This is a genomic window from Arthrobacter sp. MDT1-48-3, assembly GCF_054511015.1.
In genome coordinates this window covers 14,305-32,793 of the sequence record NZ_JBTNDL010000014.1, presented here as the reverse complement: position 1 = coordinate 32,793, position 18,489 = coordinate 14,305, and the positions used below count along the sequence as shown (strand labels likewise).

Below are 18,489 nucleotides of genomic sequence, written 5' to 3'. Positions count from 1 at the left end.
AGACGCCTGACGATTCCTCATCCTCCAAGGTGAAAGCGCCACCCGTCGTGGGTTCCGGATGAAGAATTCAAGGTGCAAGGAGCGCGACCATGGGCGCACGTAGGTCTTTCGTCGCCGGTGTGGCCTGTGCCTTCCTCGTCGCCGGTTTCTTTGCCAGCTCCGGCGGTACGGGACGAGTGGTGGCGCCCGCGGCACTTCAGGCCGTCCTGGATACTCCGGGCACAGTGCACTTCACCACGAGCGGCGATATCTCCGCGAGTAGTCAGGCGGCGACCGTCCTCACGCAGGTCAGGAGTATCGACCCGGATCTGCACCTCGCCCTCGGCGACCTGTCCTACGGCGCTACCGGCGCCGAGCAGGCGTGGTGTGACTTCGTCACGTCGCGGGTGGGGGCCGGATTCCCCTTCGAGCTGCTGTCGGGCAATCACGAATCGGACGCCCTCAACGGCAACATCAACGATTTCTCGGCCTGCCTGCCGAATCAGCTGCCCGGCCTTGTCGGAACCTATGGCCGCCAGTACTACGTCGACGTGCCCGAGGTGAACCCGGTCGTGCGTTATGTGATGATCTCGCCGGCTCTCACCTACCCGGACGGGCTCTGGTCCTACAGTGCCGGTTCAGCACGCTATCAGTGGACTGCCGCCGCAATCGACGGAGCACGCGCTGCAGGGGTTCCCTGGGTTGTGGTGGGGATGCACAAGCCGTGCTTGTCCGTGGGCCAGTACAGCTGCGAGCCCGGCTCGGCCCTGATGAATCTCCTGGTGAGCAAGAAGGTCGACCTGGTGTTGAGCGGGCACGAGCACCTCTACGCACGGTCCAAGCAGCTCGCACACGGACCATCCTGTTCCTCTGTCACGCCGGGCACCTATACCGCCGGCTGCGTCAGGGACGCTGACAACAGCCTGGTCAAGGGTGCCGGCACGGTGTTCGCCATCGTCGGAACGGGTGGAACTCCCCTTCGCGACGTCGACCAGGGCGACACGGAGGGACAGTACTTCGCCGCCTCCTCCGGCCTGAACGCCCAACCGGCTTTCGGCAACCTCGAGGTATCGGCGACGGCAACGTCCCTGGCTGCCGACTTCCGCCCGGAGGGTACAGCCGCCTTCACGGACTCGTTCACGATCGCCGCGGGTACGTCGACCAACGAACCCCCGACGGCCTTCTTCACGTCCTCCTGCACGGACCTGACCTGCTCCGTGGACGGCTCGGCTTCCAGCGATCCTGATGGTTCGATCGCCGGATACGCCTGGACCTTCGGAGACGGCGCAACGGCGACCGGTGCTGTCGCGTCCCACTCCTATGCGACGGCCGGCACGTACACGATCGGGCTCACCGTCACCGACAATGCCGGCCAAACTACTGCGACGACGCGGTCCCTGACGGTGACGACTCCCGGCCAGCCCGTCGGCCTGGCCACCGATACTTTCTCCCGTACAGTCACCAACGGCTTCGGCACGGCGGAGGTCGGCGGTTCGTGGACCACGACCGGCACGTCGTCGCGGTACTCCGTCTCGGACACGGGGCGGGTCGTGTTCTCTACGCCCGGTGTCACGAACAACGCCTACCTCGCAGGCGTGTCGTCGACCGCGACCGATCTGAGAATGACGGTCTCGGCCGACAAGAGGGCCACCGGCAATGGGATCTACGTATCGCCGATCGCACGGCGAGTCCTCGGGGTGGGTTCCTACCAGGCGAAGATCGTGCTCCGCTCGACAGGCGCGGTAGGTCTCTCGCTGGCGCGTGCCAATGCGACGGGTGGCAGCGAGGTCGTCCTCCAACCCGCGATCGACGTACCGGGGCTGACCCTGGCCGCCGGCGATATCCTCGCGGTGCGGGTGCAGGCCTCCGGAACCAACCCCACGACACTCCGAGCGAAGGTCTGGAAGTCCGGCAGTGCTGAACCGGCGGCGTGGCAACGATCAGTGACGGACACGACGGCCGGGCTCCAGGCCGCCGGCGGGATCGGCATCAATATGTACCTCTCCAGCACCGCGACGAATGCGCCGGTGACCTTGGCTCTCGATGACCTGAACGCTGTGACTCCCACACCGTAGCCGATCTGCACGGACATGGTCGCGCGGAACCGGTGCAAGGGACCGGGCACAGGATCGATGTCCTACGGCCTCATCGGTCGCATCGCTACCCCAGTCTCTTCGAGGTGTAGGCGCGCGGCGTCCGCACGCCTGGCCGCTGCAGGGGAACCCACAGTTTGTAGCGGTCTGCGCGGTAGTAGGACACCGAGTAGTCGATCATCGCGCGCGCCACGTAGGCGTGGCGCTGGATCTTCAGCAGGGGCGCGTTCATCTCGACGTTGAGCAGCCGTGCGATGGACGGCGACGCCGCCGTGGCCTCGATGGTGTCCTCACCCCACTCCATCACGAGGCCGTACTTCTCGCTGAGCACGTTGTACAGGGACGTCGGTGGCGGGTCATCCAGGATCCCCTTCACCCGGTGTGCCGGGATGAAGTTCTCGTCGACGCTCATCGGCTCTCCGTCGGCGAGGAGCTGTCGGCGGAAACGGACCACGGGCTGGCCGATCTCGATCTGCAGTTCCCGTGCAACCAGCGGCGTGGCACCCTGCTGTTCGAAGCTCAGCACCCGTGCGTCGGGCACCATGCCGCGCCGTATCATCTCCTCGGTGTACGAGGTCATCTTCATGTGGAGGTCCATCTTGCTGCGCGCCACGAAGGTACCGAGTCCCACGATGCGCTCGAGGATCTCCTCCGCGACAAGGGCGTCGATGGCCTGTCGCACCGTCATGCGGGCCACACCGTAGTACTCGCTCAGCCTGCGCTCCGACGGGATGCCCGCTCCCGGGTCCCCGGACTCGACCACGTATCGCCTCAGGCTCTCCCGGAGCTGGACATGCTTCGGCACGGCGGACCCCTCATCGAGGAGCTCGGCGTCGAAGGGCCGCGGCAGCACCGCCATGGATCCGTCCCCCCTCCTCGTTCCCGGGTCCGCCTGTCCGGCGGCACTACCGACTGTACTTAAACGGAAGGGAGCCCGCACGTGGCGGGCTCCCTCGCGGTCCTTCCGGTGGACTTCTCCTAGTGCGCGTGGTCTCCGCGGCTGTACTCGAAGACCCAGCCGACCAGGGCGATCACGGCCAGGCCGAGGCCGATGTACAGGATCCAGAATCCGATCGCGATACCGAGGAAACCGGTTGCGGCCGAGATGCCGAGGACCAGCGGCCACCAGCTCCACGGGCTGAAGTGGCCCTGCTCGCCGGAACCCTCGTGGATCTCGGCGTCGAGCCGGTCCTCCGGGCGTGCACCGACGCGCTTGCCGGTGAAGGCGAGGTAGAAACCGATCATGCCGGCGAGGCCGCCGACCAGGAGGATCCCGAGCAGGCCGACCCACTCGGACCATTCCGTCAACCACCCGTAGATGATGGCGACCGGCACGAAGATCGGGACACCGAAAAGGAACAGGTTCTTCTCGATCCTCATGCTTTGGCGTCCTTCCGGTCCGCGGAGCCCAGGGCCTGGCCCACGGCGCTGTCATCGGGGGTGTGGGTCTGCTGCAGCTCGGGGTGGTGCAGGTCGAGCGCAGGGCGCTCCGAGCGGATGCGCGGCAGCGAGGTGAAGTTGTGGCGCGGCGGCGGGCAGGAGGTCGCCCACTCCAGCGAGGCACCGAAGCCCCACGGATCGTCGACCTCGACCTTCTTACCGGTCCGCCAGGTGATGTACACGTTCCAGAAGAACGGGATGAGCGACGCCCCGAGGACGAACGAACCGATCGTGGAGAACTGGTTCATCGCGGTGTAGCCGTCCTCCGGCAGGTAGTCCGCGTAGCGGCGGGGCATGCCCTCGACGCCGAGCCAGTGCTGGATCAGGAACGTGGCGTGGAAGCCGAGGAACAGCATCCAGAAGTGGATCTTGCCCAGGCGCTCGTTGAGCATCTTGCCGGTGAACTTGGGCCACCAGAAGTAGAAGCCGGCGAACATCGCGAAGACCACGGTGCCGAAGACCACGTAGTGGAAGTGGGCGACCACGAAGTAGGTGTCCGAGACGTGGAAGTCCAGCGGCGGCGAGGCCAGGATGATGCCGGTCAGACCACCGAAGAGGAAGGTCACGAGGAAGCCGAGGCTCCAGAGCATCGGCGTCTCGAACGTCAGCGACCCGCGCCAGAGCGTACCGATCCAGTTGAAGAACTTCACGCCCGTGGGGACCGCGATGAGCATCGTCATGAAGGCGAAGAACGGCAGCAGGACCGCGCCGGTGACGTACATGTGGTGCGCCCAGACCGTCACGGAGAGCGCGGCGATCGCGATCGTCGCGTACACCAGGCCCTTGTAGCCGAAGATCGGCTTGCGGCTGAACACCGGGAAGATCTCCGAGACGATGCCGAAGAACGGCAGAGCGATGATGTAGACCTCGGGGTGGCCGAAGAACCAGAAGAGGTGCTGCCACAGGATGGCACCGCCGGCCTCCGGGTCGAAGATGTGGGCGCCGAAGCGGCGGTCGGCGCCGAGGGCGAACAGGGCGGCGGCCAGCGGCGGGAAGGCCATCAGGACGAGGATCGAGGTGATCAGCGCGTTCCACGTGAAGATGGGCATGCGCCACATCGTCATGCCCGGGGCGCGCATGCAGATGATCGTCGTGATGAAGTTGACGCCGCCGAGGATGGTGCCGAAGCCCGACAGGGCGAGTCCGAAGACCCAGAGGTCACCGCCGACGCCCGGCGAGAACGTCGTACTGGAGAGCGGCGCGTAGGCGAACCAGCCGAACGAGGCGGCACCCTGCGGGGTGATGAACCCGGAGACGGCGATGGTGCTGCCGAACAGGAAGAACCAGAAGGCCAGGGCGTTCAGGCGCGGGAAGGCGACATCGGGAGCGCCGATCTGCAGCGGCATGATGATGTTCGTGAAGCCTGCGAACAGCGGTGTCGCGAACATCAGCAGCATCACGGTGCCGTGCATCGTGAACAGCTGGTTGTACTGCTCCTTGGTCTGCAGGACCTGCATGCCCGGTTCGAAGAGCTCGGCGCGGATGACCAGCGCCATCACGCCGGCGAAGCAGAAGAACACGAACGAGGCGATCAGGTACATGTACCCGATGGTCTTGTGGTCGGTCGAGGTGATCCAGCTGACGACGATGCGTCCCTTGGACCTCGGGACCACGCGGGGAGCGGCTACGGTGCCGGCTTCCTCAAGGGTGTATTCGAAGGTGGACATCAGCTGCTGCTCCTGGCTGGGTCGGTATCGGGGTCATCCTCGGGGTAGGAGTCGCGGTCGTACTCGTCGCCGAGCTGACCGTCTTCCAGCTGCGCCATCTGCGCGTCGAATTCCTCCTGCGAGACGACCTTGACGTTGAAGAGCATCTCCGAGTGGTACTGACCGCACAGCTCGGCGCACTTGCCCGCGAAGGTCCCCTCCTTGGTAGGAGTGAGGTTGATGTAGTTGGTACGGCCCGGGTACAGGTCGCGCTTCTGCAGGAACGCCGGGACGAAGAACGAGTGCTGCACGTCGCGGGCGTTGAGCTGAAGCTCGACGGACCGGTTCACGGGCAGGTACAGCGTCGGGAGGTTCTCCGGAACGCCCTCCTCGCCGTTCAGGCTGCCCTGGACGCCGGTGGAGTACTTGTCCTCCTTGACGTAGTTGAAGTCCCACGACCACTGCTTGCCGCGGACGTCGACGATCACGTCGGGGTCCTCCACTCGCGCGTCGATCGTGGCGATGTCACGCTCGGTGAAGTAGAAGAAGACGAGCACCATGAACAGCGGGATCGTCAGGTAGAAGATCTCGAGCGGCAGGTTGTAGCTCATCTGCCGCGGGTAGCCGGTGTCGTTCTTCCGGCGGCGGTACGCGACCATGCACCAGATGATCAGGCCCCAGGTGATGATGCCGACGGCCAGGGCCGCGATCCACGAGTTGACCCAGAGATCGGTGATGATCCCGGTGTGATTGGTGTTGTCCCGGTCTGCCGGAAGCCAGCCCTTTTGGGCTTCTGCCGAACAGCCGGTCAGTAGGAGGGCGCCAGCCAGCGAGAGGCTGGAGATCTTCGCGATCCTGACGCGCTTGCTACCGGTTCGGTCCTGCGAACTCACAGACGGACCTTCCTTTTCTACGTGCGTTGCCACCCGCCCATGAAGCTGCCCGGGGTGCACATCCAGTTTTACTACTCACTGTAGAGCTTACCCGTAAGACCTGCGATCTGGTGACATGCAAAAGGGCCCGGAACACACCTCGGCGGTGATGTTCCGGGCCCTTTCCGCGTGTTAGTGGAAGGAATCCCCACACGCGCAGGAGCCGCCTGCGTTCGGGTTGTCGATGGTGAAACCCTGCTTCGAGATGGTGTCCTCGAAGTCGATGGAGGCACCCGACAGGTAGGGGACGCTCATCTTGTCCACGATGACCTCCACGCCGTCGAAGTCGCGGACGGCATCGCCGTCGAGCACGCGCTCGTCGAAGTACAGCTGGTAGATGAGGCCCGAGCAGCCGCCGGGCTGGACCGCCACGCGCAGGCGGAGGTCGGTACGGCCTTCCTGCTCGAGGAGGCTGCGCACCTTGCCGGCTGCGACGTCGGACAGGGCGACCTCGTGCACAGGGAGTTCCGTGGACTCCTGCATGGATCCTGTTTCGGTGGTCGATGTGCTCATAGTGCTTCTCCTAGCTCGGACTCCACCAGGTGTGTCCGCTCTCAGTGCCGTCCGCGGTGGAGCGCGCACGGCTTTGGTCAATCGTACGCCGGGCCCGCATCAGGGATAACGGCCGGGAGGGCGGAAACATTTCCGCCCTCCCGGCCCGTCCGTGACTAGCCGGCGGTGAGCCCGCCGTCGTTGATGCGGGCGAGCAGGATCGCCTCGGCGAGGACGGCCTTCCTGAATTCGTCGAGGTGCAGCGATTCGTTGGCGCTGTGCGCCCGGGAGTCCGGGTCCTCGACCCCGGTGATGAGGATCTGGGCGGAGGGGAAGAGCTCGGTGAGGTCGGCGATGAAGGGGATGGATCCGCCCATGCCGGCTTCCACGGGCTTCACGCCCCAGGCCTCCTCGAGCGCCTCCAGTGCGAGGCGCGATGCCGGTTCGCTCGTGTCCGTCCGGAAGGGGCTGCCGGTCTCCCCCGGCATGAACGTGACCTTCGCACCGAAGGGCGCGTGGGATTCGACGTGCCGCCGGACCGCCTCCATCGCGGCCTGCGGATCCTGGCCGGGAGCGAGCCGGAGGCTGAACTTCGCCCGTGCCCGCGGGAGCAGCGTGTTGGAGGACAGAGCAACGCTCGGGATGTCCATCCCGATGATGGACAGGGCGGGCTTGTGCCACAGCCGTGAGGCGATCGACCCAGTGCCCGCGAGCTCGACGCCGTCGAGCACCGACGCGTCCGCGCGGTAGTCCTGCTCGGCGTAGTCCACGGACGCGTGGTCCCCGCCCTCCAGGCCCGCGACGGCGACGTCGCCGGCGTCGTCGTGCAGGGTCGCGATGAGGCGCGCGAGGAGCGTCGGGGCGTCGAGCACCGGTCCCCCGAACATGCCGGAGTGCACCGCGTGGTCGAGCACCTGCACCTCGATGGTGCCGTCCACGAGGCCGCGCAGGCTCGTGGTGAGCGCCGGCACGCCGACCTTCCAGTTGCTGGAATCGGCGACGACGATCACGTCGGCCGCGAGGTCGTCCCGGTAGGTCTCGAGGAACGAGCGGAAGGTCGGCGAGCCCGCTTCCTCCTCCCCCTCGATGAAGAGCGTGACGCCGACCCCGAACGAGTCCCCGAGCACCTCCGTCAGGGCTCCGAAGGCTCCGACGTGGGCCATGATGCCCGCCTTGTCGTCGGCCGCGCCACGGCCGTAGAGCCTGCCGTTCCGCTCCGTGGCGACGAAGGGCTCGGTCTCCCAGAGCGCCGGATCGCCCGGCGGCTGGACGTCGTGGTGGGCGTAGAGCAGGACGGTCGGCCTGCCCTCGGCCGCAGCGCGACGGGCCACGACGGCGGGACCGCCGGGAGCGCCGTCGTTGTCGACGCGGAGGATGCGGACGTCGTCGATCCCGACGCCCCGGATCAGCTCGGCCACGGCGTCGGCGCTGCGGTCGAGCTCGTGCGCGTCGAAGGCCTCCCAGGCGATGCCCTGGATGGCGACGAGGGACGAGAGTTGCTCGACGATGCGCGGGAACGCGGCATCGATGCTCGCTCGGAGCTGCTCTCCGACGTGCGAGGATCCCTGCTGTTGCCCGGTGGAGGTGTTCATGGAAGTCATGCCAGAACCCTACACACGCGGACGGCGCCGGTGGTGTCGCAGCGCACTCCGGAGCGGCAGCGGCGACGCTCGGCGCGGAGCGACGCCTCCCGGCCGCGAACCGCTATCCTGAAGGGGTGTTCGGACGAAATAAAGAAGCCCCCTCTGCCCAGGAAGTCGTCGACGGCGCTTCACGTACCCCTGAGGCGCAACGCGCACCGGGCAAGGGCGCCCCGACGCCCAAGCGCAGTGTGCAGGAGGCCGCGCGCAAGCGTCCCCTCGTGCCGAACGACCGCAAGGCGGCCCGTGAGCAGAGCCGCGCCGGCGTCCGCGACGACCGCGCAAGGATGCGCCAGGCCCTCGACACCGATGACGAGCGTTACCTCCCGCTGCGGGACAAGGGCCCCAGCCGTCGCTACATCCGGCAGTTCGTCGATGCCCGCGTGAACATCGGTGAGTTCCTCATGATCGCTGCGCTGGTCTTCGTGATCCTGAGCTTCTTCCAGTCCCTCGCCGTGCAGAGCGCCGTCCTGATGGCGTTCTGGGTGCTCATCGTCGCCGTGATCGTCGACTGCGTGCTGCTGCGCCGGAAGCTGAAGAGGAAACTGACCGAGAAGTTCGGTGCCCCGAACCAGGGTGACCTCTGGTACGGCGTCACCCGGGCACTGCAGTTGCGCCGTCTGCGCCTGCCGAAGCCCCAGGTGCGCCGGGGCCAGTACCCTTCCTGACCGGTCCAGCGACCGGGAACGACGGAAGCCGGGCCCTCGGGCCCGGCTTCCGTCGTTCCCGGTCGTCGACGTGGTCCTCCCGGAACCTCAGGTCGCGGATCGGGAGGACCGTGACCGCAGGAGGCCGCGGTTGATGCGCCGGGCCCAGAACGGGCCCTCGTAGAGGAACGCGGTGTAGCCCTGGACGAGTGTCGCACCGGCGTCCAGCCGCTCGACGACGTCCTCGGGTGTCTCGATCCCGCCGACGGCGACGATGGCGAGCTTGTCCCCCACGGCAGCCCGCAGGCGCTTCAGGACCTCTAGGGACCGGGCCTTCAGGGGTGCGCCGCTCAGGCCGCCCACCCCCTTGGCCATCACCGTGGCGGCGTCGGTGGTGAGGTTCTCGCGCGTGATGGTGGTGTTGGTGGCCACGATGCCGTCCAGCCCCAGGTCCAGCGCGAGGGCTCCGACGTCGTCGATGTCGGAGTCCGTCAGGTCGGGCGCGATCTTGACGAGGAGCGGCACATGCCGGCCCGCCGCCTCGTCCGAGGTGCGGCGGACCGCCTCGAGCAGTGGCCGCAGGGACTCCGCACTCTGGAGCAGACGGAGGCCCGGGGTGTTGGGCGACGACACGTTCACCACGAGGTAGTCCGCCACGGGTGCCAGCTGCTCCGCGCTGACGAGGTAGTCGGCGATCGCGTCGGCGATGTCCACCTTCTTGGTCTTGCCGATGTTGACACCGACCACGGGTCGCTGACGTGTCCCGTACCGCCGTGCAAGCCGGTTCCGCGCCGATTGCAGGCGTGGAGCGACGGCGGCGGCGCCGTCGTTGTTGAAGCCCATGCGGTTGATGACGGCCCTGTCCTCCACCAGCCGGAACAGGCGCGGAGCGGGGTTGCCGGGCTGGGCCCGGCCGGTGATCGTCCCGATCTCGATGTGTCCGAAGCCCAGTGCGGTGAGAGGCAGCACTCCCTTGCCCGCCTTGTCGAAACCAGCCGCGAGGCCGAACGGGGACGGGAAGTCCACACCGAAGGCGGTCGTTGCGAGGCGGGGGTCCGGGGCGCAGAAACGGCGCAGGGCCCGGCCGGCGGGGGTGAGGTCCACGGCGCGGATGAGGGCGAAGCCGATCCTGTGGGCCCTTTCGGCGTCCATCCCGGAGAAGACGATCCGGAAGAAGGTCGGGTAGATGCGCATGCACCCAGAATTCCACGCGGAGCGGGTGCGCACCAACTCAGGAAGCCCCCCGGCTCGGGACACCGGAGGTAGTGTCGGAGGATGGACGGGCGCTGGTCGGAGGACATCCTAGGAGCGCCGTTCCGCGCGCTCACGCTGCCCCTGCCGCCCGACGACGAGGGCCCGCGCGTCGCGACCCTGGTGGCCCACGAGCCCGAGGACGTCCCACGGCTCCGGTCGGGGCCCGCGCGGGCCGTGCTCTACGTGCACGGTTTCAGCGACTACTTCTTCCACTCGGAGCTGGCGGAGACCCTGCATGCCCGGGGGTGGGACTTCTTCGCCCTGGACCTCCACAAGTACGGCCGGAGCCTGCTGCCGGGCCAGACCCCGGGGTTCGTCACCTCCCTCGACGACTACGACGCCGACTTCGAGGCCGCGATCGACGCGCTCCGGAGCCGGCTCGCGGCACGGCACGGCCCGGGGACGGTGGTGGAGATCGCGGTGATGGCGCATTCGACCGGCGGCCTCACCGCCGCCCTCTGGGCCGCCCGCAACCCCGGCCGCCTCGCGGCCCTGGTCCTCAACAGCCCGTGGCTCGACACCCAGGGCAGCGCGCTGCTGCGGACCGCCGCGCAGGGCATCCTCGACACGGTGTCCCGCCGCCGCCCGAAGACACGATTGCGGCTTCCTGCCCTGGGCTTCTACTTCCGGAGCATCAGCGACACGCGCGACGGCGAGTGGACCATCAATCCGGCGTGGCGTCCGAAGGCCGGCTTCCCGATCAGGGCAGGCTGGCTGGCAGCGGTCCTGGCCGGGCATGCGGCCCTCGCCCGAGGGGTGTGCATCGATGTGCCGGTGCTCGTGCTGTGTTCGACGGCATCCACGATCAGTGGGACCTGGAACAGCTCGATGCTGGAGACCGACAGCATCCTCGACGTCACGCCCCTGGTGCGCCGTGCCGCGGAACTCGGTACCACCGTGACCATCCGCCGGCTGCACGGCGCGCTGCACGACGTCTTCCTCTCCCGCCGCGACGTGCGCCGGCATGCCGCGAGCTTCACCGCGTGGTGGCTGGACTCGTGTGTACCCGCGGGCCCGCCCTAGGTGGACGGCCCGTCGGACGCCCGGTCCACCGCGCCGCCATACCTGCGGTCGCGCGCGGCGTACTCCTCGATCGCACGCCACAGGGTCCGTCGGTCGACGTCGGGCCACAGGGTGTTCATGAACACCATCTCCGCGTAGGCGGACTGCCAGAGCATGAAGTTCGACAGCCGCTGCTCGCCCGACGTGCGGAGGAACAGGTCGACGTCGGGCAGGTCGGGCTCGTCGAGGTACCGCTGGATGGTCTTCTCGCTGACCGACGAGGCCTTCAGGGTGCCGGCGGCGACGTCCTCGGCGATGGCCCTGGCGGCGTCGGCGATCTCGGCACGACCCCCGTAGTTGACGCACATCGTGAGGGTGCAGGTCGTGTTGAGAGCGGTGTGCCGCTCCGCGTCCTCCAACTCGCGGATGACCGACTGCCACAGCTTCGGCCGACGCCCGGACCAGCGGATGCGGACGCCCCAGTCGTCGAGCTGGTCGCGCTGGCGCCGGAGTACGTCCTTGTTGAACCCCATGAGGAAGCGGACCTCCTCGGGTGAGCGTTTCCAGTTCTCGGTGCTGAACGCGTAGACGGAGACGTGCTTGACGCCGATCTCGATCGCGCCGGCCATGACGTCGAGCAGCGCCGCCTCACCGGCCCTGTGCCCTTCCGTCCGGGGCAGTCCCCGCTCGTTGGCCCAGCGGCCGTTGCCGTCCATGACGATCGCCACGTGCTCGGGCACGAAGTGGCGCGGGATCGGCGGAACCTGCTCACCGCTCGGGTGGGGCCACGGCGCCACGGGTCGAACAGGGTTCTTCATATGCGCTCCACGTGTTTGAGGGAGGCGACCCCGCGTTCGAGGTGCCATTGCAGATAGGCGGCGACCAGTCCGGCGGCCTCACGGCGTGCGCCGCCCTCCGAGGCGTCCGCGACGGTCCAGTCCCCGGTCAGCAGCGCCGCGAGCAGGTCCATGGTCGCGGCCGAGGGTGATGCGGCTCCGGGGGGCCGGCACACGGGACAGACCGCTCCGCCGAGCGGGGCGGAGAACGCGGTGTGCGGCCCGGGCGCGGCGCACCGGGCGCAGTCCGTGAAACTCGGGGCCCATCCCGCCGTCGCCAGCGACCGGAGCAGGTAGGAGTCGAGGATGAGTTCCGACGGGTGCAGGTCGCGGCTGAGGGCGGAGAAGGCACCAGCGACGAGGGCGTACTGCGCCCCCCCGGCCTCGCCGATGTCGGTCAGCCGTTCCGCCGTCTCGGCGATGGCCGTCGCCGCGGTGTACCGGCCGTAGTCGGAGGCGATCCCGTGCCCGTAGGCGCCCTTCGTCTGGGCCTGGGTGACGACGTCGAGATTCCGCCCGTGTGCGAGCTGGAGGTCGACGGACATGAACGGTTCCAGGCGGGAGCCGAACTTGCTGGTGGTCCGGCGTACGCCCTTGGCGACGGCGCGGACCTGGCCGTGGTCCCTCGTCAGGAGCACGATGATGCGGTCGGCCTCACCGAGCTTGTAGGTACGCAGGACCACGCCTTCGGTGCGGTAGGTGCGCGATGCTGAGGAGGAGGCCACAGTCTCATTCTTCCACCTGCCACCCCCGCGGGAATCGTTCCGCGCGGGGGTCGCAGGGCGGAGAGGGCTCGGTCAGGCGGCGTCGCGGATGGCGCGGTTCACGGCCGAGACGACCGCCTTGAGGGCTGCCATCGTGGTGTTCGCATCGATCCCGACGCCCCACAGCACCCGCTCGCCCACAGCGCACTCCACGTAGGCGGCGGCGCGCGCGTTGCCGCCCGAGGACAGGGCGTGCTCGGTGTAGTCGAGGACGCGGACGTCGACCCCGTCCTGGCTGAGGATGGCCAACAGGGCGTCGATCGGTCCGTTGCCCTGCGAGGTCTTGCGCTGCTGGACACCGTCGACGAGGAGGGTCGCGACGAGCTTGAAGGAGCCGTCCTCCGCCGTGTCCGTGTTCACCGAGGTCAGCTCGTAGTGGCCCCACGCCCCCGCGCCGCCCTCGGCACGCATGGGCAGGTACTCGTCCTGGAACGCCGACCACAGCTGGGCACCACTGACCTCGCCGCCCTGCGTCTCCGTGCGGCGCTGGACGACGCCGGAGAACTCGATCTGGGCGCGGCGCGGCAGGTCGAGGCTGTGCTCGCTCTTGAGCAGGTAGGCGACGCCGCCCTTGCCCGACTGGGAGTTGACGCGGATGACGGCTTCGTAGGAACGGCCGATGTCCTTGGGGTCGATCGGCAGGTAGGGCACCGCCCATGGGAGGTCGTCGACGCCGACCCCGGCCTCTGCGGCATCGCGCTCCATGCTCTCGAAGCCCTTCTTGATCGCATCCTGATGCGATCCGGAGAACGCCGTGAAGACGAGGTCGCCGCCGTAGGGCGACCGCTCCGGGACGCTGAGCTGGTTGCAGTACTCGGCCGTGCGGCGGATCGAGTCCATGTCGGAGAAGTCGATCTCCGGATCGATCCCCTGGCTGAAGAGGTTCATGCCGAGCGTCACCAGGTCCACGTTCCCGGTCCGCTCACCGTTGCCGAACAGGCAGCCCTCGATGCGGTCGGCGCCGGCGAGGTAGCCGAGCTCTGCGGCGGCCACACCGGTGCCGCGGTCGTTGTGCGGATGCAGTGACAGGATGATGCTGCTGCGGTCGGCGAGGTTCCGGTTCATCCACTCGATCGAGTCCGCGTAGACGTTGGGCGTGGCCATCTCGACGGTAGCAGGCAGGTTCAGGATCATCTGCCGGTCCGCGGAGGCCTCGAACACGGCCGAGACCTCGTTGCTGATGCGCGCCGCGAACTCGAGTTCGGTGCCGGTGAAGGACTCCGGGGAGTACTCGTAGGTGATAGCGGTGTCGCCCATGTTCTCCTCGAACTTGCGGCACAGGCGGGCGCCCTGGAGGGCGATGTCGATGATGCCGTCCTGGTCCTGGTTGAACACCACGCGACGCTGCAGCACGGACGTCGAGTTGTACAGGTGGACGATGGCGCGGTCCGCGCCCTCGAGGGATGCGTAGGTGCGTTCGATCAGGTGCTCACGCGACTGCGTCAGCACCTGGATGGTGACGTCGTCGGGGATGCGGTCGCCCTCGATCAACTGGCGGACGAAGTCGAAGTCCGTCTGCGACGCCGATGGGAAACCGACCTCGATCTCCTTGTAGCCCATGCCCACGAGCAGGTCGAACATCTTGTGCTTGCGCTCGGCGTTCATCGGATCGATGAGTGCCTGGTTGCCGTCGCGCAGGTCCACGGCGCACCAGCGGGGCGCCTTCGTGATGACGCGGTCCGGCCAGGTCCGGTCGGGGAGCTCCACGGAGATCTGTTCCTGGAACGGGCGGTACTTGCCGAACGGCATACCTGATGACTTCTGTGCGTTTCGCATGGGGATCGGCCTTATCTGTCGGGACTGAGGGTGCTGGCGGCCGGGCAACGCGGACTCCGCGGCGAGGGATGGCCAGTAGCTCGTAGGTCCTAGATGGCCTCGCCGCGGCACCGAAGAAGAGTTCTGTGTGCGCGCACGTTGCCACGATAGCACGGCACATAGGATGGCTTGCGGGGCGCGTCGCCTCGGGATACCAGGTACCGCAGCACGAGGAAACAGGAAGCGACAATGACGATCAGCACTCTCGATCCGGACAATCTCGACGGAACGGTCCGACCCCAGGACGACCTCTTCCGGCATGCCAACGGAGTGTGGCTGAAGGACGCGGTGATCCCCGACGACCGTCCGCTCACGGGGTCCTTCACCGCCCTCCGGGACGCGTCCGAGCTCGCCGTCCGCGCGATCATCGAGGACGCCGCCTCGCGGGCGGGGACCGGACCGGCGGACGGCATCGACGCGAAACTGGGCACGCTGTACGCGGACTTCATGGACACGGCCCGGATCGAGGCCCGGCGGGCGGAGCCGATCGAGCGGCTGCTGGCCCGGGTCGCCGCCGTGTCGTCGGTCGCGGAGCTGGTGGACCTCAGTGCGGAGCTGACGCGGTCGGGTATCCAGGGCCTCGTCGCACCCTATGTCAGCAACGACGCCGGCAATCCCGAGCGGTACCTGCTCCACCTGTACCAGTCCGCCCTGGGGCTCCCCGACGAGTCGTACTACCGTGAGGAGGGCTTCGCGGAGACGAGGGACGAGTACCGAAACCTCCTGTCGACGCTGTTCGGGCTCGTCGGCGGCGACGATCCAGCCGGGGCGGCTGATCGCGTGCTCGCACTCGAGACGCGCCTCGCGGCGTCGTCGATGGGCAGCGTCGAGCGGCGCGACCCGCAGAAGACCTACAACCTCGTCCGGCACGACGACGCCGCCGCGCTCTCCGGTCACCTGGCACGGTGGCTGCGCGTCGTCGTCGACGAACCGCACCAGTCCTCGGAGCTCGTCGTCAACCAGCCCGATTTCGTGCGAGGGCTCGACGACGCCCTCGGCTCGGTGGAGCTCGGGACATGGCGCGAGTGGCTCGTGAGCCGCGTCCTGCTGCACGCGTCCGACTACCTGGACGAGCGGTTCGTCGACGCGTCCTTCGCCTTCTACGGCACCCACCTCGCGGGTACGCCGCGCCTGAAGGACCGGTGGAAGCGCGGCGTGGCCCTGGTGGAAGGAGCGATGGGCGAGGCCATCGGGCAGCGGTACGTGGAGCGGCACTTCCCCGCCACGCACAAGGCGGCGATGCTCGATCTCGTCGGCAACCTCATCGCGGCCTACGAGTCGAGCATCTCGGCGCTCACCTGGATGACCGACGAGACCCGCGCCAGTGCACTGGAGAAGCTCTCGCAGTTCACCACGAAGATCGGTTACCCGGAGGAGTGGATCGACTACGGCCCGCTCGACGTCCGGCCCTCCGACCTCTACGGCAACGTCCTGCGCGCGTCGGAGTTCGAGCACCGCAGGCAGCTGGGCAAGCTCGGCCGGCCGATCGACCGCGGCGCATGGCTCATGACGCCGCAGACGGTCAACGCCTACTACATGCCCACCATGAACGAGATCGTCTTCCCTGCGGCGATCCTGCAGCCGCCGTTCTTCGACATCGACGCCGACGACGCCGTCAACTACGGAGCGATCGGAGCCGTGATCGGTCACGAGATCGGCCACGGCTTCGACGACAAGGGATCCCAGTTCGACGGGACCGGGCGCCTGCACAACTGGTGGAGCGAGGAGGACCGGGAGGCCTTCGACGCCCTGACCGGCCGCCTGGTGGCGCAGTACGCCGCACTCGAGCCGTCCGAGGTCCCCGGGCAGGCCGTGAACGGTGAACTGACCCTCGGGGAGAACATCGGCGACCTCGGAGGCCTCGGCATCAGCTACCGCGCCTACCTCCTGAGCCTCGGCGGCGAGGAGGCACCCGTGATCGGGGGCATGACCGGGACGCAGCGGTTCTTCCTGTCGTGGGCCACCTGCTGGCAGCAGAAGATCCGGCCGGAGGAGGCCCGACGGCGCCTGACCGTCGATCCGCATTCACCCAACGAGTTCCGCTGCAACCAGGTGGTGCGGAACCTCGACGAGTTCCACGACGCCTTCGACGTGGCCGATCAGGACGGCCTGTGGCTGGAGCCCGGGGAGCGCGTCCGGATCTGGTGACCGGGATCGGGGCTGCGGCCGCCGGTGCGGCTGCGGCCCCGACTCCCCCGAGCGTCCGCTGGGCGTCCGTGCGGCCGAGGGCGCCGGAGGAGAAGCTCTCCTAGAACCCCGACGACGCCTGGCAGGTGACCTGGTCCGCGGTCTGGCCGTCCAGCTCGCCGCCCAGCGGCGGGAGGACCACCTTCGTGCCGGTGGCGAGGTCGGCGCCGACGAGCAGCTCCACACCTGCCGCCGTCCCGCTGAACAGCACCTGGCTCGCAGGGACCCCGAACCGCTCCGCGAGGTCAGCGGCAGCGGCGTCGTACCCGCTCCCGAACAGGACCTGTGACGTCTCCGCCGGGACGGACTCGAAGGGAGCGGCCTGCGTGTAGCCGGCCCCGACGAGGAGTTGCTGCACCTCGGCCGCACGGTCGATGTCCGTCGTCGCGTTGATGACGAGCACCGGGACGGATGCCGGATCGAACGCCGGCACCTCGGGGGCGGACGTCGGGGTCGAGGGGGCGGGGGGTGCGTCCGACGGGGCAGGCGTGGCGGCCCCCGTGCCGGGCGCGGCGGTCTCGGGCGCCTCCTCGGTGAGGCCCCGGTCCTCGCGCAGCGCGTCGAAGAGCGGGGCGGCGCCCTCCTCGTCGAGGACGAGCCGATTCGGATCCTCGATCCACGCTTCGGTGGGGACGGTCACGAACGCGATGTTGCCGAGATCGACATCCTTCAGGCGATCGGCGATCTTCAGCAGTTCCGTGGGCTGGGACAGGCCCTCGTCGACGGTCAGGTTCCGGGTGACCGTGTCGGCGATGGTGTAGAGCTTGGGCAGGTTCGTTAGGGTCCCCTCTGCCCGCACCTTGCGGGCCATCGACGCCATGAACGACTGCTGGGCGGCGATCCGCCCGGTGTCTCCCCCGTCACCGAAGCTGTGGCGCGTGCGCAGGAAGGCCAGCGCCTGGTCTCCCTCGACCTCGCTGGTCCCGGCAGGCAGGGACAGCCCGGAGTATTCGTCCTCCACGGGTTCGTCGACGCACACCTCGACCCCGCCGAGGGTCGAGGACAGCTCCTTGACCGCGTTGAAGTCGGCCATCATGAAGTGGTCCACCGAGAGCCCTGTGAGGTTGTTGATCGCCGCCACGGTGCAGCCCGGTCCGCCCTCGTCGAGTGCCCCGTTGAGCTGGCCCAGATCCATCGCCTGCGATGTCTCCCCCGTCTCCGGATCCACGCAACTCGGCAGGGGTACCAGCAGGTCGCGGGGGAAGGACACGACGGTGACGTCCTCGCGGTCGGCCGAGAGCGTCATCAGCATCATCACGTCCGAGTTGCCGTCGCCGGAGGAGTCCTCCTCGTCCCCGAAGAACTCGCCGCTGTTGCCCGTGCGCGTGTCCGTGCCGAGGATGAGGATCTGGAGCGGGTCCGTGCTGGAGTCGACCGGGAGCGCCGACTCCTGGCCCTGTCCGAGATTGAGCGGGAGGGTGGCCACGTTGGACTGCAGGCGGAAGACCTGCACGGCGACGAAGGCGAGGGCAGCCACCAGGACGGAGGCCATCAGGATGGCCGTCAGCCGGAGCCCGCGGTGCCCTCCGCCATGGCCGAGATGCCGCCCCGCGGGTCCGGCACCCAGGGGAACTGGGGCGCTCGCCGCACTGGCGTCGCCGGCGCTGCCTGCGCCCTCGCGGGATGATCGGCCGGTCATTCCCGGTCTCCTTCGGATGGATGGACGTGGTCGGTACTGGCCGGAGGGAGGCGCTGCCGCCTTTTCGCTCGGCCGCGGCTCTCCTGCCGGTCCCCGAACTGCGGCGCGGCGGTGGCCGCGGTC

Annotated in this window: 15 protein-coding genes; 4 read left to right on the top strand and 11 right to left on the bottom strand. The window is 68.3% G+C overall.

Going from position 1 to position 18,489, the window contains the following annotated elements; translation table 11 throughout:
- Positions 1–89 precede the first annotated feature (89 nt).
- Positions 90–2,054 (top strand): PKD domain-containing protein, encoded by a 1,965-nt coding sequence (locus ACX80L_RS17485; RefSeq protein WP_459291318.1) that lies wholly within the window; start codon positions 90–92, stop codon positions 2,052–2,054.
- Between the two features lie 85 nt (positions 2,055–2,139).
- Here the strand turns inward: ACX80L_RS17485 and ACX80L_RS17480 are convergent, their stop codons facing one another.
- From ACX80L_RS17480 to ACX80L_RS17455, 6 genes are all read right to left on the bottom strand, one after another.
- Positions 2,140–2,931, bottom strand: coding sequence for a GntR family transcriptional regulator (locus tag ACX80L_RS17480; protein WP_133080539.1), 792 nt, complete (start codon positions 2,929–2,931; stop codon positions 2,140–2,142).
- A 119-nt stretch (positions 2,932–3,050) separates the two neighbouring features.
- The gene (locus ACX80L_RS17475) at positions 3,051–3,452 is read right to left on the bottom strand and encodes a cytochrome c oxidase subunit 4 (protein WP_133080540.1); all 402 of its coding nucleotides are present in this window, start codon (positions 3,450–3,452) and stop codon (positions 3,051–3,053) included.
- Entirely contained in the window at positions 3,449–5,179 is a 1,731-nt protein-coding gene (ctaD, locus tag ACX80L_RS17470; RefSeq protein ID WP_133080541.1) for an aa3-type cytochrome oxidase subunit I, read from the bottom strand. The genes ACX80L_RS17475 and ctaD overlap by 4 nt, the downstream gene beginning before the upstream one ends.
- Positions 5,179–6,051: an aa3-type cytochrome oxidase subunit II gene (ctaC, locus tag ACX80L_RS17465; protein ID WP_133080542.1), complete on the bottom strand. Its 873-nt coding sequence runs from the start codon at positions 6,049–6,051 to the stop codon at positions 5,179–5,181. Before ctaC ends, ctaD begins: the two co-directional genes overlap by 1 nt.
- Before the next feature lie 171 nt (positions 6,052–6,222).
- Complete coding sequence (locus tag ACX80L_RS17460) at positions 6,223–6,603, bottom strand: HesB/IscA family protein (protein ID WP_459291316.1); 381 nt, start codon at positions 6,601–6,603, stop codon at positions 6,223–6,225.
- Between the two features lie 155 nt (positions 6,604–6,758).
- Positions 6,759–8,183 (bottom strand): M20/M25/M40 family metallo-hydrolase, encoded by a 1,425-nt coding sequence (locus tag ACX80L_RS17455; RefSeq protein ID WP_459291314.1) that lies wholly within the window; start codon positions 8,181–8,183, stop codon positions 6,759–6,761.
- A gap of 116 nt (positions 8,184–8,299) precedes the next feature.
- On the opposite strand from ACX80L_RS17455, the gene ACX80L_RS17450 reads away from it, so the two are divergent.
- Positions 8,300–8,890, top strand: coding sequence for a DUF3043 domain-containing protein (locus ACX80L_RS17450; RefSeq protein WP_459291312.1), 591 nt, complete (start codon positions 8,300–8,302; stop codon positions 8,888–8,890).
- Positions 8,891–8,977: 87 nt separating this feature from the next.
- Here ACX80L_RS17450 and ACX80L_RS17445 read toward each other — a convergent pair whose 3' ends face one another.
- Complete coding sequence (locus ACX80L_RS17445) at positions 8,978–10,063, bottom strand: quinone-dependent dihydroorotate dehydrogenase (protein ID WP_459291310.1); 1,086 nt, start codon at positions 10,061–10,063, stop codon at positions 8,978–8,980.
- A gap of 81 nt (positions 10,064–10,144) precedes the next feature.
- Here ACX80L_RS17445 and ACX80L_RS17440 point away from each other — a divergent pair, with 81 nt between their 5' ends.
- Positions 10,145–11,146, top strand: a complete 1,002-nt coding sequence (locus ACX80L_RS17440; protein ID WP_459291308.1) for an alpha/beta hydrolase — start codon at positions 10,145–10,147, stop codon at positions 11,144–11,146.
- On the opposite strand, the gene ACX80L_RS17435 is transcribed toward ACX80L_RS17440, so the two are convergent.
- The 3 genes from ACX80L_RS17435 to leuA form a co-directional block, all read right to left on the bottom strand.
- Positions 11,143–11,943, bottom strand: a complete 801-nt coding sequence (locus ACX80L_RS17435) for an isoprenyl transferase (protein ID WP_459291306.1) — start codon at positions 11,941–11,943, stop codon at positions 11,143–11,145. The two genes, ACX80L_RS17440 and ACX80L_RS17435, sit on opposite strands and share 4 nt — an antisense overlap.
- The gene (gene recO / locus ACX80L_RS17430; protein ID WP_459291304.1) at positions 11,940–12,686 is read right to left on the bottom strand and encodes a DNA repair protein RecO; all 747 of its coding nucleotides are present in this window, start codon (positions 12,684–12,686) and stop codon (positions 11,940–11,942) included. The genes ACX80L_RS17435 and recO overlap by 4 nt, the downstream gene beginning before the upstream one ends.
- Before the next feature lie 72 nt (positions 12,687–12,758).
- A complete protein-coding gene (leuA, locus tag ACX80L_RS17425) occupies positions 12,759–14,501 on the bottom strand; it encodes a 2-isopropylmalate synthase (protein ID WP_133080550.1) in 1,743 nt (580 codons plus the stop codon).
- Positions 14,502–14,729: 228 nt separating this feature from the next.
- Here leuA and ACX80L_RS17420 point away from each other — a divergent pair, with 228 nt between their 5' ends.
- A complete protein-coding gene (locus ACX80L_RS17420) occupies positions 14,730–16,688 on the top strand; it encodes a M13 family metallopeptidase (protein WP_459291302.1) in 1,959 nt (652 codons plus the stop codon).
- 100 nt (positions 16,689–16,788) lie between these two features.
- On the opposite strand, the gene ACX80L_RS17415 is transcribed toward ACX80L_RS17420, so the two are convergent.
- Positions 16,789–18,366, bottom strand: coding sequence for an LCP family protein (locus tag ACX80L_RS17415; protein WP_459291300.1), 1,578 nt, complete (start codon positions 18,364–18,366; stop codon positions 16,789–16,791).
- Positions 18,367–18,489: the final 123 nt, after the last annotated feature.

Coding starts and splice junctions, on each gene's coding strand:
- ACX80L_RS17485 (WP_459291318.1), top strand. CDS start 90: ATGGGCGCACGTAGGTCTTTCGTCGCCGGTGTGGCCTGTGCCTTCCTC.
- ACX80L_RS17480 (WP_133080539.1), bottom strand. CDS start 2,931: ATGGCGGTGCTGCCGCGGCCCTTCGACGCCGAGCTCCTCGATGAGGGG.
- ACX80L_RS17475 (WP_133080540.1), bottom strand. CDS start 3,452: ATGAGGATCGAGAAGAACCTGTTCCTTTTCGGTGTCCCGATCTTCGTG.
- ctaD (WP_133080541.1), bottom strand. CDS start 5,179: ATGTCCACCTTCGAATACACCCTTGAGGAAGCCGGCACCGTAGCCGCT.
- ACX80L_RS17460 (WP_459291316.1), bottom strand. CDS start 6,603: ATGAGCACATCGACCACCGAAACAGGATCCATGCAGGAGTCCACGGAA.
- ACX80L_RS17455 (WP_459291314.1), bottom strand. CDS start 8,183: ATGACTTCCATGAACACCTCCACCGGGCAACAGCAGGGATCCTCGCAC.
- ACX80L_RS17445 (WP_459291310.1), bottom strand. CDS start 10,063: ATGCGCATCTACCCGACCTTCTTCCGGATCGTCTTCTCCGGGATGGAC.
- ACX80L_RS17440 (WP_459291308.1), top strand. CDS start 10,145: ATGGACGGGCGCTGGTCGGAGGACATCCTAGGAGCGCCGTTCCGCGCG.
- ACX80L_RS17435 (WP_459291306.1), bottom strand. CDS start 11,943: ATGAAGAACCCTGTTCGACCCGTGGCGCCGTGGCCCCACCCGAGCGGT.
- leuA (WP_133080550.1), bottom strand. CDS start 14,501: ATGCGAAACGCACAGAAGTCATCAGGTATGCCGTTCGGCAAGTACCGC.
- ACX80L_RS17420 (WP_459291302.1), top strand. CDS start 14,730: ATGACGATCAGCACTCTCGATCCGGACAATCTCGACGGAACGGTCCGA.
- ACX80L_RS17415 (WP_459291300.1), bottom strand. CDS start 18,366: ATGACCGGCCGATCATCCCGCGAGGGCGCAGGCAGCGCCGGCGACGCC.